Here is a 15124-nt window from a genome sequence, read left to right as displayed (position 1 = left end):
GTTGTATTTTTATTCTATGAATAAGACCGCACTGTATAAGGGTTGCCTTGAACCGATTATCCTGCAAATGCTTAAAGAAAATGGGAGAATGTATGGATACCAGATTACCCAGCAGGCCAAGGAGATAACCAAGGGACATTTATCGATAACTGAAGGGGCTTTGTATCCGCTATTACATAGGTTAGAAGAAGAGGGCTTACTTGAAACGGAAATAGAATCGGTAGGAAATAGAATGCGTAAATATTATTCATTGACAAAAGCGGGCAAAAAACAAACGGTGCAGGTTCAATCAGAGTTACAATCTTTTTTAGATAACCTGACCTTGATTTTTCAACCTAAAACTGTATAATGATGTTGTCTGACGAGCATATAAAAGAGCTATACGCTTATTGTGAGCGAAAGAGGATAATATATTATGATTTGCAGGTAGAGATAGTAGATCATGTTGCTAATGCAATAGAGGAAAAAATGAGTAATAACCCCTCCATCTCATTTAAAGAAGCTTTGGAAGAAGTGCATCGCTCATTTGGTATTTTTGGCCTGAGGGAAATGGTAGAGGAGAAAACAAATGCAATGCGCAAGCAATATGGAAAAATGCGTAGAAAACTTTTCTGGTCTTATTTTACTATGCCCAAAATTATATTTACTGTTTTTCTTGTAGTCGTAGCGATAAGCATAGAACGATTATTACCTGAAACTGTTTTACCTTATATGGTATTGGTAATAGGAATGATAATGGTTTTTTATATTTTCTGGTTCGAATTTGCCAAACGTAAATACAGGAAACAGCGGCTGAAAAAATTAATGATGACCGATACCCAATTTTTTGAGTATAGTTTTTTTCCTTTCTATTTTATGATTCAGATGGTTATAAGAGCTAATGAGAAAGGATTTTTATATTTTATCGATAAGGAAGTGGTGCATATATATGATTATTATTTTGTGATGCTGATATTCATTATCTATACCATCTCTATGTTAGTGCGTAAAGAAATGTTGGTTCATGTAAATGATTCGGCAAAGAAGCAATATCCTGCTGTGTTTGCACAATAAAATAAGCCACAGATTCACAGATTGTGATTTTTGGATGTCAGATGGCAGATGGCAGATTTGAGGTTGGCACTTTTGGAAAGTTCTTAAACCTTCAAAAAGTTTGAGTTTAGCGGGGTGAGATTTATTAAGCCACAGATTCACAGATTAATCGTTTATAATCTGTGGCTTAATAAAATCAACCTTAATTTTTCAGATCCAGTTTTATTTGTAATTCATCGAATTGTTGTGCATCAATAGTGCTTGGTGCATCCAGCATCACATCTCTGCCACTATTATTTTTTGGGAAGGCAATAAAATCGCGGATACTTTCACTTCCACCTAAGATGGCACAAAGGCGATCGAAGCCATAAGCAATACCACCATGAGGTGGGGCTCCGTATTCAAATGCACCCAGTAAGAAACCGAATTTATGTTGTGCTTCTTCTTCACTCATGCCCAGTGCTGCAAACATTTTCTCCTGTAACTCACGCTGATAAATACGGATAGAACCACCACCAATTTCATTACCATTCAACACCATATCATAGGCATTAGCTTTAATATTGGAATAGGGGTGTTCCAGGTATTTATCTGCATTTTCAATAACAGGATTGTTATTGATCATCGTAGCAATCTGATCAGGCTTAGGAGAAGTGAATGGATGGTGACGAGCTACCCATCTGTTTCCTTCTTCATCGTATTCAAATAAAGGGAAATCGAGCACCCATAATAATTTAAACTCATCGTCTTTGCGCATGCCCAGTCTTCTACCCATTTCAAGGCGTAATTCACTGGTAGCTTTCCTGGTTCTTTCTTCTCTTCCTGCGAGAATCAATACCAGATCGCCTGCTTTAGCACCGGCGGCATCTGCAATGGCTTTGAGTTTATCTTCGGTATAAAATTTGTCTACACTGCTTTTATAAGTACCGTCTGCATTGCATTTGATGTATACCAATCCCTGCATACCAATCTGTGGTCTTTTTACCCATTCGGTTAGCTCATCGGTTTGTTTACGGGTATATTCACTACAGCCTGGTGCTGCAATAGCCAATACGGTTTCTGCATTATCAAATACCCCAAAACCTGCGCCATTGATCAGTTCTCCGGTAGCATTTATTTTACCACCTTTCAGGAAAGCAGATTTCAGGTTGGCGATCTGCATGCCAAAACGGATATCTGGTTTATCATTACCATAGATCCACATGGCATCTTCCCAGCTCATGCGTTCTACTTTTTCTGTATAGTCGATATTTTTTACATCCTTGAATATACGTTTCACCATTCCTTCAAACATGTTCAAGATATCTTCCTGTTCTACAAAAGCCATTTCACAGTCTATCTGAGTAAACTCTGGCTGACGATCAGCACGAAGGTCTTCATCCCTGAAACATTTTACCACCTGATAATAGCGGTCGTATCCACTTACCATCAACAATTGTTTAAAGGTTTGTGGTGATTGAGGTAAGGCATAAAACTGCCCTGGATTCATTCTGGAAGGAACCACAAAATCTCTTGCACCTTCCGGGGTAGATTTAATCAGGAAAGGAGTTTCGATATCCATGAAATTATTTTCATGCAAATAATTTCTTGCAGAACGGTTTACTGCATAACGCAGTTCCAGGTTTTTCTTAATGGCATTCCTGCGCAGATCCAGGAAGCGGTATTTCATGCGAAGATCGTCGCCACCGTCGGTATCATCCTGTATGGTAAATGGTGGTACGGCAGATTTATTCAATATGGTAAAACTGCTGATATTAATTTCAATATCACCGGTAGGAATATTCGGATTCTTATTGCTACGTTCAGCAACAACACCTACAGCCTGCAGAACGAATTCGCGGCCTAATGGTTGTGCATCAAGTTCTGCATTCAATTCTTCTCCAAATAATAACTGCGTAATACCATAGCGGTCACGAAGGTCAACAAAAGTAATTGCGCCAAATTTTCGAACGGTTTGTACCCAACCGGCAAGGGTAACATTTTTCCCTGCGTCACCGGCCCTTAACTCTCCACATGTGTGTGTACGGAACATAAGAAATCTTTGATTTTTTGATTTGATGATCTGTGATTTGCAAAATGCGTTGTAAGGCATTCTTTTTCTACTGGCTCAAACAGAATCATTCACTGAACAAGGTCGCAAATATACTTTAAAAGGGGGAAGCCGCGCATACGGAAGTCTTGAAAAAACAGCGGTTTTATCTCATCTTTGTTGCATGCAGGCAACCAGAACACGTACGGCCCACCGGATAGCGGTGGCTATTTTCTTTTTTATGGCAGGTTTATGTTTCGCCAGTTGGGCCAGTCGGATACCCGATATCAAACTTAAATTGGGGCTGAGTGATGCTGGTTTAGGAGCAGTATTACTAGCCTTGCCTTCCGGTCTTATGCTGAGTTTGCCTTTATCGGGTTGGGCAGTAACCCGCTTTAGCAGTAAAACCATGATAACGATTGCTGCAGTTCTTTATCCGCTTATGCTGATACTGATAGGTGCAGTAACCTCCAGTTGGCAGCTCGCCGCGGTATTATTTTGTTTCGGTGTTTTTGGTAATATGTATAATATTTCGGCCAATACACAGGCAGTTGGGGTAGAGTTTTTATACCAACGATCTATCATGGCAACTTTCCACGGAATCTGGAGCCTAGCTGGTTTTTCAGGTGCAGCTATCGGTACATTCCTGATTGCCCAAGGCATTAATCCTTTGTATCATTTCATCATAATCTGTATTTCCTCATTGATAGTAGTGCTTATTGCACAGAGATATATTCTGCCAAATGATACCAAACCTGAAAATAAACAACCCATTTTTGCCCGACCAGATGCTACAATTCTTAAACTTGGTCTGATAGCATTTGGGTGTCTGGTATGTGAAGGAACCATGTTTGATTGGAGTGGTGTATACTTTCAGAAAGTAGTAGAAGCGCCAAAAGAAATGGTTACCCTCGGCTATACCGTTTTTATGGCTACAATGGCAACGGGTCGTTTCCTTGGCGATAGACTGGTAACCCGTTTTGGAATTCAAAGGATGTTGCAGGTTAGTGGTATTGTGATTAGTAGTGGTCTGGCGGTTGCCGTATTATTTCCCACAATTGTATTCGCAACTACTGGTTTTTTTCTGGTTGGACTAGGTGTATCTTCCGTTGTACCTCTGGTATATAGCACTGCGGGTAAATCTAAAACTATGGCGCCGGGCGTTGCACTGGCAGCAGTTTCTACCATTGGCTTTCTGGGTTTTTTGATAGGTCCCCCCCTGATAGGTTTTATTGCTGAACTAGCTGGACTACGATGGTCTTTTACCATCATTGCAATTATTGGATTTTCAACCACTATTACTGCAACGGTTATGAAATGGGAACGTTAATTAAAATGTAAAAGCCGATAAAAAACAGACAAAATCAAATTCTGGTAAAAGAATTGAATTACCTGTAGTGTAAGCAATTCATTCACCCTGAAAATGATTTTGTATGAAAAAACTGCTACTCTTAACTACACTTATTGTTTTCTTCACCAGTTGTACCAAATCGGTTGTTGATATTAGTCCAAGAACCATCTCCGGTACATGGGTAGTAACAGATGCTGCACGCAGCGATGGATATGGCTGGCAGTATTTCCGCTCTGGCTTAGAAGAGGGGGTATTCGATTTTTACCGTGATGGTAGTGCCGAATACGATGACGGTTATAACCTGATGCGTGGATCATGGCATATCCGCACGATAATTGGAGGTTATTACGATCAATACGGCAATTACTACGATCGTTCACATGATATATGGGAAGTAAATGTGTACGATAGATATACTGGTGCATCTGTTGACATGTACTTTGATGATATAGCCGTGTACAGCAATAGAATTGTTGCAACGAGTTATGATGGAAGATATATTACGAGGTATACGTTTAGGAGAATATAGCTTCAAGCCGCAAGCTACAAGCTACAAGCCTTGATGGGTGCTTATTTTAGACTTTCTGCCTTTAATGGAATTAAAGGGGGCTTGCGGCTTGCAGCTTGAAGCTTGCAGCTCTATCTCCTCACCATACCCGCAACCGACAAGGTGATTGTTTTTTTATTCAAGGATAAAGTCGATTGCTTTTTCTGTTGCTTAGGATTGTTAAAACAAATTAATAATAATGCTGCACCGGCAATCGCCACTACAAAAGGTTTCATCTTAGTTATGGTTGTATAATTTTTTTAAATGGATACAAGACTCCCTTACCGTCGCTGACGGCACCATTGGGTACTGATCATCATGTATAAGCGTATAGCTGTAGCTAATGCTTACATTAGATTCATCAGTGTTCTTTTCCGGAAATGGTGAACGGGAAAGTTTAGAAGATGAGAACTTCTGGTGGTTTCACGCGCTGACGGAAACGGGCAAACAGAAATTCAGTGTGGTGGTTCATATTACATGGGAGCGAGGCTCCATTTACTTTGATACAGTAAAGATATATGGAGGCTAAATATGCAGGAATATTAACCGGGATAAACGGTATCAGGACTTTCACAAGCGGTAAAGTACCTGTTATGAACGGCAAAATGAGTGCGCTGGCGGCAATATAGCTTGTTCAGCGGTTTATTTGCTACATAGTTTCATTTTCTTCCCTATGTTTAGGTCGCCAGATCAGGTAGTAGAATCCTAGTATGATTACACCAATCCCAAAAGGGATCAAAGCAAGGTGTTTATACGTATAATTATTCCAGAAAATCAATTCATCAAATCCAAGGAATTCACTAATCATCCAATATGAATTCGCACTGATCCAAACAGCTATGGCCAGATTATGACAAAGTTCAGAGACCATTTTTCTGGTACGCCAACTAATTACAATGGCAATAGTTAACGTAGGTACAATCATCGTAATACCAAGCACTTTAAATCCGAGGCACCAGGCAATATCTTTGAATAACCAGAAAACAATATGCAGGTTTTCCATTTTCCGATATTTCAATGGAATACTGTACTGTGGATTAGGTTTGGTTGACATGAGTGGGAGTTAGGTGTTAGGTATTAGGTATTAGGGGTTAGCCTTTAGCTGTTAGCAATTAGGTTATGCATATTGGATTGTGAAGGTAAAATCGAAAACACTTTCGACTTTATTCTTCCTAATACCTAACACCTAATACCTAACCCCTAATAGCTTCTCCAACCACAATATTAACTTTTTTCCCGACTTAAAATTTTACGGAAACGCTGAACATCAGCCGCTGGCATGATAGGGGTGTTTTGTGCCAGGTAATTGGAAAATTGATGTGCAAAATAGGGCGCCAGTGAACAGCCTTTTGTACCCATTCCATTGAATACCCCGACTGTAGTATGTACAGGATGCATACCCACAAACGGTCTTCGCTCCATATTGGCGGGTCTTTCAGAAGCAATATGATCTACAATATTGTAGGGTAGTTTTAGCCAGTGCTGCAATTGCATATCAACTTTTTGTCTGAAATCGGGGGATGGATTGGTATCCGTAAAATCCCATTCATAAGTAGAGCCAATCCACCATAAATTGTCTTTCCAGGGAACAAGGTTAATGCCTTGCTTGTAAATATTGGTTGCAGGTAAATCATTGATCTCTGCTATAATTGCCTGTCCCTTATTGGGGGCATAGGGTAACATCTGGAAATAAGGATTCTGAAATCCAGCAGCCCCTTCACAACAAATAATGGCATCGGCCTTAATGCCTTTGAAATTTATTCCTGTTTCAGAAACAATACAATCATTCCAATCGAAGGTATCTTCCATCAAGGCATTTTCTTCTTTCAAACGTTTCCGCCATCCGTGCATCAATGTATGCAGGTCGATAAGCCAGCATGGATTGATTTCACCCGCACCAAAACTGAAATTAAATAACCGGGAAAGTTCATCTAACTGTTCAGGTATACGCAAATAGGTCGTTTCTTCCGGTAACCGCTCCTTAAAAGCCAGCATCATTTGAGGGGTAGGATGGAAGTCTAGGATATTACACTGGCGAATCAGTGAAGCTCCAAGTTCCTTTTCCAATTCCTGGTAAGCAGCCACAGCAAAGGGCATGATAGTATCAATCTCCCAGGTACGCACAATCCTTCTACCCGTAACCGGATTGATCACACCGCTCGCTACTTTCGATGCAGTGTATGGTTTGTCTTCATCTACCACCATCACCGTCTTCCCCGCACGCAACAGGTTCCAGCTCAACATTGTTCCGCAAATGCCTTGTCCGATGATGAGATAGTCGATGGTCATGATGTCTGATGTCTGATGTCTGATGTCTGATGTCTGATGTCTGACATTTTTGGAAATGCAAGTTAATAAAGTTCCAGAAATGTCCTATAAATCCGACATCCGACATCAGCCATCCGACATCAGACATCACTCCTCCACACTAATTTTCATCCCACCCGAATTAGCTGTAAACTCTGGGGCATACATGCATTGGATGCTGGCATTTCCTGTGGTGAATATGCCGGTATGGGTGATGAATACAGGGTAATCAAAAACATAAGTGCCTTTGTACAGATTACTGATAAAGAAATTGGTGCTGGCATCTTTGGTGCTTTCGTAGTACCCAAGTCCGCCCTGCCATTTGTAACCACTCAGTACATTCACCGGCTCCATACTTGCTGCACGGGTATCTTTCAGGTGCAGGTATTCCATGTCGCGGTCAGTTTTTAGTATGAGGCGAATCACTACTTTGTCACCAGGTTTCAGGGCATCATTTTCTTTCACCGGATCAAGTGTTTTTCCCTTGTCACTATTGCGTTCAACAAATAATTGTTTGGTGATTGATAACGGAGTAGCAGAACGGGTAATCTTATCCATGTCTTCAAAATACTGCCAGTACACACTACCCCAGGATGGTCCCTGCGCTTGACTAGTGCCCTTGGTTTGAACGGTTACTTTTATATTTCCCATTTCCGGTTTTACCAATCTTCCTTCAATTCTTTGCTCGAAATATCCTGTGCCGGCTTCTGTTGTTTTATTTTGATTTGAATAGCTGGTATTTCCTAACTGAATGTTTACATATTTATCTGCATATAATAAATCAGAACCGGTCATTAATAGGGCATAGCAGGCTTCGGCCGTGGCTATGGTGGTATTCCAATGATTGGTTTGTTTATTCAGCAGCAACCAGTTACGGGCCTGGTCGATCGATTTATTACCATCCGACATAGGCTGCCCCTGTTGCAGTTCCTGTAAGAACTGAATCATGGTTGCCTGGTGCTCAATTGGCGTCTGATACCAGGAGTAAGTATACCTTTCTTTCCAGTACAAAGAAGCTTTACCTTTTTCCTGAACAGCATTTTCAAGTATGGCATTACGGATGTTTACATTCACATAGCGAATTTCATTGTTCCTGTAATAAACCAGACCAAGCAGCGCTCTGTTATAAATTGACTGGCGCTGAATCTGAAACTTGCCCCTATCGTAAAAAAATTGATAAGCCTCATTGTTTTTTGGTGGAGCGATGTCTCTGAAGAAACTACGCATGTAGAGGTATTGGATATGCAGGTTTGAAATGAGTGTTTGCGTGGTATCCAGTTTTGATTTTTTCCAGTACTGGTAATCTGTGTTAATGGTTGCATCAAGAAACTTCACAGCTTTTTCAATTATTGGTTTCAGTTGAATAGCGATGTCTGGTGTAAGCGCACCGATTCGTTTTAATTTACCAAGTCCTGTAACCACATAATTAGTCATATATCGATCGCCTGATCCACCTTTGAACCAACTGAAACTGCCGTCTGTTGATTGCATATCCTGCAGTTTTTTAATCAACTGGCTGGTTTGTTCATTTAAACGGAATACATCGAATAAACGAGCGATGTTTTGCTGTTGTTCGGTTTCACTTTGGGCAGCAAATACCCATGGAGTTTCTTCCAGCATAATCTGTTTGAGCGATTCATTTAACTGGAGCTTGCTTTTTGCTGTTGCTGTGTCTTTGCGCCATGCTTCAAATACCTTTTTAATTTTGGGATCTCTGTTAACGATATAATTGCCCAGTGTGTTTGCATAGAAGCGATTGAAGGTTTGTTCAACACATTCATAAGGGTATTCCATCAGATAAGGTAGGGCGCGTATGGCTTCCCAAATAGGATTCGATGTATACTGAATAGCAATGGCTTCGTGTGTAAGACTTGGACTATTAGCTTTTACCAGTTTTTCAAAATAGAATGATTGAGTGGTGTCTTTGGTTATTAAGATTGGCAAGCTCTCAGTAACCAACTGGCGATTGGTTAATACGGGCAGCATATTTTCTTCCCCATCACTATAGTTCTCTGCTCTCGCGGTAATGCGCCAGCTCAGCGTTTTGTTGAAGCTAAAAGGAACCTGGAAGGGGAATTTGATGGTAGTGCTTTGTCCTGCGCCAGCTGTAAAATATTGCACAGGGAATACATTCTGAAACCATCCGTCAACAGGGTTGCCCGTAGCAGCATCTATCAGTTCCAGTGTTGCCTGGCCCGATAATTCTTTTTCACTTAGGTTCGACAGTTTTGCACTGAACTCCAACTGGTCGCCTTCTCTTACAAAGCGAGGGGCATTGGCTTGTATCATCACTGTTTTTTGTGAAGTAACATAGCTGTTTGTAGTTCCGAATGCCAGTTCTTTTGTATGTGCCAGACTCATCCATTTCCATTTGGTGAGGGCATCGGGCATAGTAAAACTAAATTTATAAGTACCCAAAGAATCGGCATACAGGTGCGGGAAGAAGAAGGCCGTTTCATTAAAATTTTTGCGGATGGTTATTGGAGATAGCTCATCTGCTGTCGTAATCACAATGGCTCCATTGGCTCCGGCTGGTCCATACAATGCAGTTGCGGCTTCAGGACTTAATGCACTGGTCTGTAAAATTTTCTCTGGTGAAATCTGGGGAATGCCGCTAACAGGTTTTCCGTTAACAACATAAAGCACATTTAAGTCATTAGTGTTTGCTAAACTGCTATTTCCACGTATTTGCACACCGGAAGCTCTGCCGGCTAATACTGTTTCATATAATGGAGCAGGTGGGGGAGCATTAGTATCATTTCGAAAGCTTGCGGCTGCTGTAGAGCCTGCAATGGCCTTGCTCGATACCATATTGTATGAGTACCGGGCTGTTAACATCTGGTCAACATACTTCACCAGTTTATCTGAAATAACCGGTTTTCTCAATGTAATCCAGTTCCTGATATTTTCTTCCAGAAAATCATTGTAATGTTCTGCCAGCCGGTCAATGGTTGTATAGCTTGGAGGTAAATAATTCCATGACGGAGTATAATTCTCTGAAGCGCCAACCTGAATAAAGTTTCTTCCGGAAGAAAAAGTATTATTGAAATAATTGTTCTGCCAGATGCCAGGTGAAGTAAGTTGATGTGGCTTAAACTGGTCGAGCGATGCATCATACATGGTTGTCAATAACTCGGCGGCAACTTTGTTGTTATCTGAACCTTTAACCTCCACCGTCCATGTTTCTTCGCTTCCTGGTTCTGTTTTGTTTCTAAAACTACTGTATTGAACTTCCAGCGATTTATTCGTCCAGGGCACTTCAATATTTGTCTGGGTTATATACACACGGTTATGTAATACATAGGCTTCCGCAACTGCGAAGCCTCCTCTGTCTTTTTCAACAGGAATAAATTGGTTATTGGCAAAACCTGCTTTCCTGTTCTGATAGCCTATTAAAACAGGCTGATTTTTTCTTTCTGTTTTTTGTATTACATATACTTCATTAGCCGATGTGCCTACAGTATAAGCTGCAGTATCACCTGGAACCGCGGTTGTTTTTTCCAAATGAATTAACTGATAGCTTAGGTGTGGTATTTGATTTGAAGCAAGGTTCATTATACTCATATATTGAACTGCTTTTACCGTTTTACCATCTTTATCTTTGGTGCTTGCTTCAATTTTGTATTCTCCGGCCGGTAATGCCTGTTTTAGCATAAGGCCTGCGCTGTTCCCGGTATTGATGGATTCCTCTGACACTAATGACGCAATTGGCCATGTAGTTATTTCGGTTTCAGCAGCATATTCATCGTGAGGAAAGAGGCGTAAAAATTCCTGTTCTGTCATCAAAAACTGATCAGGTTTTTCCCATAACCTTTTTCTGACCAGTCTCTCAGGTGTTTTTAATGAAAATATTTGTACCTGTACGTTTGCGGGATCAGCTTCGCCGCTTAGGTTGGTGGTTTTAATACCAATTTGTTTGAGGTCTTTGCTGTCGGCTAAACGCGGGGAGTTGATGTCTAACTGCAATGATTGGTAACCCATTGTAATATCTGTATTCGCAGTTCTGGTCTCACCATTACCATCAGTAACGGTAGCCGACACGGAAAATGTAAACTGTGTGTTGGTGTTTTCATCTTCGTTTATGTCATCAGCATTAGCCTTAAAATGAACCTTGAAATTACCCGAAGCATCTGTAGTTAATGTTCCATTTGCAATTTCTCTTTTGTCATCACCTCTTGAAGGACCTCTCCGGTACCAGGGGTAAAATCTTCTGGTAAAACGGGTTATGCTGTAACGAACTTTTGCACCATCGATATTATTGCCCGCAAATGCCTTTGCATTACCTGTAAGTGTAATACTGTCGTTTAGCCGGTAACTGCCTTTTACTTTTTCAAAGTTTACCGAGTAAGTAGGGCGCTTATATTCTTCTACTGAAAAATAAGTGTAGCCATTTGGTATGCCGGTTGTATACAATCCAAAGCTACCTGTTAATGTTTTTGCAGGTAGTTTGAAACTGCCGCTGAATGATCCGTATTCATTTAAAACAAAACGTATGGAATCCAGTTTTTTTCTGTTAACATCACGCAGAATAATCCAGCCTGAATCTTTTGTAAGTACTTTACTATTACGTGTTTCATACGACTTTGTAACGCCAATACCTTTGAAGTATACGGTTTGTCCGGGGCGGTAGATAGACCTGTCGGTAAAAAAGAAAATGCGTCTTGCATCTTTTTCAAAACGTATCATTTCTTCTGTATTAGGGTCTATCACCACATCATCATTTGACGCAGAAGTGAAATATTCATATTCTCCGCTATTGAATTTTAACTGGTCATTCTTTGTTTCAAAATGATACCTGAAATACCCGCTGTTGTATTTTTCAACAAAACTGAAATGCCCGTTTTTATCCGTAAGTATTTTTAGTGCAGTTTTGAAATCGTATCTGCGTTTTACTCCATCATAGAATTGTTGTTGAACGGTTACGTTTACATTAGCCAAAGGCTTTCCTGTTTCACGGTGCACAACAAAAAAATCGCTGCCATTCTTTATATAGCTGATATTAGACACCATTACCGGGAGGTACCTGAGTTTACTCAGGCTATCGTTGAAGAATGGGTCATTAGAGCAAAGAATGGCATAATTGCCTGCTGCTAATCCAGGCAATGCTATTTCTGTACTGTGTAACTGATGATCATTAGTTTTGGGTAATGCGAAGGATAGTGTTTTAAAAATTTTATGCTTTACTATTTTTTTCCAAAACCCGTTTTCCCAAACACGGTCCATATTATTGAATGTATCATCAACACGGAGTATACGGATATATACACTATCCATATTCCGGTAATCAAGTTTTGCCCTGAAGGGTAGTTGTACACTATTTACCTGTTCGGCAGTAAGACTCATTTGCACCTGCTGAATCTGGGCCAATTGGTTATTCATAAGTTTTACACCATAAACACTGTCGTTATACTGATGAATAACAGACGCTATTATTTGTTTCGCCCTGATATATTCAAAACGATTGGTGGTATCGCCCGATGCTGAGTAATTATATGCTTTGTTGATATGAATCTGGGCCACCTGCGACCAGATTTCTGCCGTTGCATTATTAGCTGGGTACTGTTCTGCAAGCCATCGGTAATTTTTTTCGCGGAGTATTTCCTGTTTATCAATCTGGCTATTCAGACTAACCCAGTTTAATCTTTGCAGATCCAGGAATATAAGTAGACTTTTATCTGCATCCTGTATATGGTGCTTGAGTATTTGCTGGTAGAGTCTGAGGGTAATCCATACACCCGAGCTACTGTCGGTAGTAGTAAATGAATGTTGAATGAATTCGGGTAAAATAGCGAGCGCCTTTACATCTTTTAGAGTAAACCTATTAATAGGATTGATCTGATACAGGTCCGACAGCTTGAAAAACTCCATCGATTCATTTATCGCAAGATCATAGATGCTGGTGTTGGGAAATCTTTTAGTACCTCTTTTCAGAACAGCATCATAAGAGCTGATCGATACTCTTTTTAGTAAAGCATCCTGTTCAAGTACGGTGAAATATAATTTCGAAATAAACTGGTAAAAATTATCCAGTGACCAGGTGTCAATAGTTAACTGTTGATCATTTTCAACAGGGGTTCTGTCTAATATCTGGTAGCGTTTTTGTGAAAAATAGGATGCGGTTTTTTTAGCCAGTAATAGCTGAAGTACTGCTTTTGCAACCGGGTCTTTTGCAGTTTCAATTTCTTTTGTTAGCGCAGCTACTGCATCTTTGGTTGTTTTCTCTGTTGCACTGTTTTCAAGAGAGTACCGGTAAATAAGACATTTAATCTGTTGCGCCGGTAATTGTTGTTGAACGGCCTTTGTATATAGTGCATTTACCTTTTCTAACGCAGTTTTGGGAAGTCCTCTTTCCAGGATCAGGGTATCGATGGAGAACCACTCATTTAAAAAACTAGTATCGGTTTGTTGAGCCTGGGTTTTAAGGATAAAAGAACAGCTCAGTAAAAGGAGTAACAAACTTGATCGCATGCAATGGAATTTGGTCGAAAAATACGTTCTATTTATAGGAGATGCAAACATCATTCATATTCATAGCTAAAGTATTGGATTAACAAAAGTTTAGCCGAAAAAACGAAAGCTTGTGACTTTCGCCACAAGCTTTACCCCCAATTTGTAATTGTTTGAATACTCCTTTGAGTTTCTATAACAAGTGCAAATTGCAAACTTGTTTCCAATCGACCTATACCGTTTAGTTGGTATTTTATTTGGTAATGATTAAATAATAAGAAATATGAAATAAGGAATAAGGAATAAGAAAGGGTGGGGGGAACTTATTAATGTCCAAATCAATCTGCTATTAGCTAATGGACTATGGACCAATAGCGTTCTGTTAAATTTCGCGTGACTGCAATGCATAAAAAAGCCTGCTTGTAGGCAGGCTTTCTAAGATATAAAGTTACGACTTTTATTTTTTTAGGGCGGCGGCCATGGTTATGCCGATATCTGCTGGACTGGCCACTACATCAATGCCACATTCAGCCATGATTTTCATTTTTGCTGCTGCGGTATCATCGGCACCACCGATGATTGCACCTGCATGACCCATACGACGGCCTGGAGGGGCAGTTTGACCTGCGATAAAACCAACAACAGGTTTTGTTTTATTGTCTTTGATCCAACGAGCAGCATCCGCTTCCATGCTACCACCGATTTCACCAATCATAATGATACCATCAGTTTCAGGATCATTCATCAAAAGTTCAACGGCTTCTTTGGTTGGGGTGCCGATAATTGGGTCACCGCCAATACCAATAGCGGTGCTTATGCCTAAACCAGCTCTAACAACCTGGTCGGCCGCTTCATAAGTGAGGGTACCACTTTTTGAAACGATACCAATACGTCCTGGTTTGAAGATAAAACCTGGCATAATACCTACTTTGGCTTCTCCAGCAGTGATAACACCAGGGCAGTTAGGTCCGATCAGGCGGGTAGGTTTACCCAGCATATAATTTTTTACCCTTACCATATCCTGAACAGGAATACCTTCTGTAATACAAACAATCAGGCCAATTCCTGCATCCGTAGCTTCCATAATTGCATCGGCTGCAAAAGCAGGCGGTACAAAGATGATACTTACATCAGCACCTGCTGTTTTTACTGCATCTGCTACTGTATTGAAAACAGGACGATCGAGATGTGTGCTTCCGCCCTTACCAGGTGTTACACCACCAACCACATTGGTGCCGTATTCAATCATCTGCGTAGCGTGGAAAGTACCTTCTGTTCCGGTAAAGCCCTGAACAATAATCTTTGAGTTTTTATTCACTAATACTGCCATGGTAATGGATTCTTGTATGTTGAAATTTGGCGCAAAAATAGGAGAAAATGAACGGATGTTGCCTATTGAAGCAAAGTTTGT

At 40.4% G+C, this 15124-nt stretch carries 10 protein-coding genes; 4 read left to right on the top strand and 6 right to left on the bottom strand.

The features are described 5' to 3' along the window. The first annotated feature begins 16 nt into the window (after window positions 1–16). Both ACH30E_RS14845 and ACH30E_RS14840 read left to right on the top strand, forming a co-directional pair. Entirely contained in the window at window positions 17–349 is a 333-nt protein-coding gene (locus ACH30E_RS14845; RefSeq protein ID WP_294997127.1) for a PadR family transcriptional regulator, read from the top strand. Further along, window positions 349–1053 (top strand): hypothetical protein, encoded by a 705-nt coding sequence (locus tag ACH30E_RS14840; RefSeq protein ID WP_490825451.1) that lies wholly within the window; start codon window positions 349–351, stop codon window positions 1051–1053. The genes ACH30E_RS14845 and ACH30E_RS14840 overlap by 1 nt, the downstream gene beginning before the upstream one ends. 181 nt (window positions 1054–1234) lie before the next feature. Here ACH30E_RS14840 and aspS read toward each other — a convergent pair whose 3' ends face one another. Beyond that, window positions 1235–3064, bottom strand: a complete 1830-nt coding sequence (gene aspS, locus ACH30E_RS14835; RefSeq protein ID WP_294997123.1) for an aspartate--tRNA ligase — start codon at window positions 3062–3064, stop codon at window positions 1235–1237. Window positions 3065–3245: 181 nt separating this feature from the next. Here aspS and ACH30E_RS14830 point away from each other — a divergent pair, with 181 nt between their 5' ends. Then, on the top strand, window positions 3246–4391 hold the full coding sequence (locus ACH30E_RS14830) for an MFS transporter (protein WP_294997121.1): 1146 nt from the start codon (window positions 3246–3248) through the stop codon (window positions 4389–4391). A gap of 103 nt (window positions 4392–4494) precedes the next feature. After that, a complete protein-coding gene (locus ACH30E_RS14825; RefSeq protein WP_490825450.1) occupies window positions 4495–4941 on the top strand; it encodes a hypothetical protein in 447 nt (148 codons plus the stop codon). A 110-nt stretch (window positions 4942–5051) separates the two neighbouring features. On the opposite strand, the gene ACH30E_RS14820 is transcribed toward ACH30E_RS14825, so the two are convergent. The 5 genes from ACH30E_RS14820 to sucD form a co-directional block, all read right to left on the bottom strand. Continuing rightward, the gene (locus tag ACH30E_RS14820; RefSeq protein WP_294997117.1) at window positions 5052–5195 is read right to left on the bottom strand and encodes a hypothetical protein; all 144 of its coding nucleotides are present in this window, start codon (window positions 5193–5195) and stop codon (window positions 5052–5054) included. 413 nt (window positions 5196–5608) lie between these two features. Next, window positions 5609–6013, bottom strand: a complete 405-nt coding sequence (locus tag ACH30E_RS14815; protein ID WP_490825449.1) for a hypothetical protein — start codon at window positions 6011–6013, stop codon at window positions 5609–5611. Window positions 6014–6183: 170 nt separating this feature from the next. Beyond that, on the bottom strand, window positions 6184–7248 hold the full coding sequence (locus ACH30E_RS14810) for an NAD(P)/FAD-dependent oxidoreductase (protein WP_490825448.1): 1065 nt from the start codon (window positions 7246–7248) through the stop codon (window positions 6184–6186). Between the two features lie 126 nt (window positions 7249–7374). Next, window positions 7375–13734: an alpha-2-macroglobulin family protein gene (locus ACH30E_RS14805; protein WP_490825447.1), complete on the bottom strand. Its 6360-nt coding sequence runs from the start codon at window positions 13732–13734 to the stop codon at window positions 7375–7377. Between the two features lie 436 nt (window positions 13735–14170). Next, window positions 14171–15043, bottom strand: a complete 873-nt coding sequence (gene sucD / locus ACH30E_RS14800) for a succinate--CoA ligase subunit alpha (protein WP_294996543.1) — start codon at window positions 15041–15043, stop codon at window positions 14171–14173. Window positions 15044–15124 lie beyond the last annotated feature (81 nt).

The organism is Sediminibacterium sp. FW305-C-61 (assembly GCF_058231065.1).
The sequence above is the reverse complement of the archived record's forward strand: the minus strand, read 5'-3'. Positions and strand labels throughout refer to the sequence as shown.

Coding starts and splice junctions, on each gene's coding strand:
- aspS (WP_294997123.1), bottom strand. CDS start 3,064: ATGTTCCGTACACACACATGTGGAGAGTTAAGGGCCGGTGACGCAGGG.
- ACH30E_RS14805 (WP_490825447.1), bottom strand. CDS start 13,734: ATGCGATCAAGTTTGTTACTCCTTTTACTGAGCTGTTCTTTTATCCTT.
- ACH30E_RS14845 (WP_294997127.1), top strand. CDS start 17: ATGAATAAGACCGCACTGTATAAGGGTTGCCTTGAACCGATTATCCTG.
- ACH30E_RS14815 (WP_490825449.1), bottom strand. CDS start 6,013: ATGTCAACCAAACCTAATCCACAGTACAGTATTCCATTGAAATATCGG.
- ACH30E_RS14825 (WP_490825450.1), top strand. CDS start 4,495: ATGAAAAAACTGCTACTCTTAACTACACTTATTGTTTTCTTCACCAGT.
- sucD (WP_294996543.1), bottom strand. CDS start 15,043: ATGGCAGTATTAGTGAATAAAAACTCAAAGATTATTGTTCAGGGCTTT.
- ACH30E_RS14820 (WP_294997117.1), bottom strand. CDS start 5,195: ATGAAACCTTTTGTAGTGGCGATTGCCGGTGCAGCATTATTATTAATT.
- ACH30E_RS14810 (WP_490825448.1), bottom strand. CDS start 7,248: ATGACCATCGACTATCTCATCATCGGACAAGGCATTTGCGGAACAATG.
- ACH30E_RS14840 (WP_490825451.1), top strand. CDS start 349: ATGATGTTGTCTGACGAGCATATAAAAGAGCTATACGCTTATTGTGAG.
- ACH30E_RS14830 (WP_294997121.1), top strand. CDS start 3,246: ATGCAGGCAACCAGAACACGTACGGCCCACCGGATAGCGGTGGCTATT.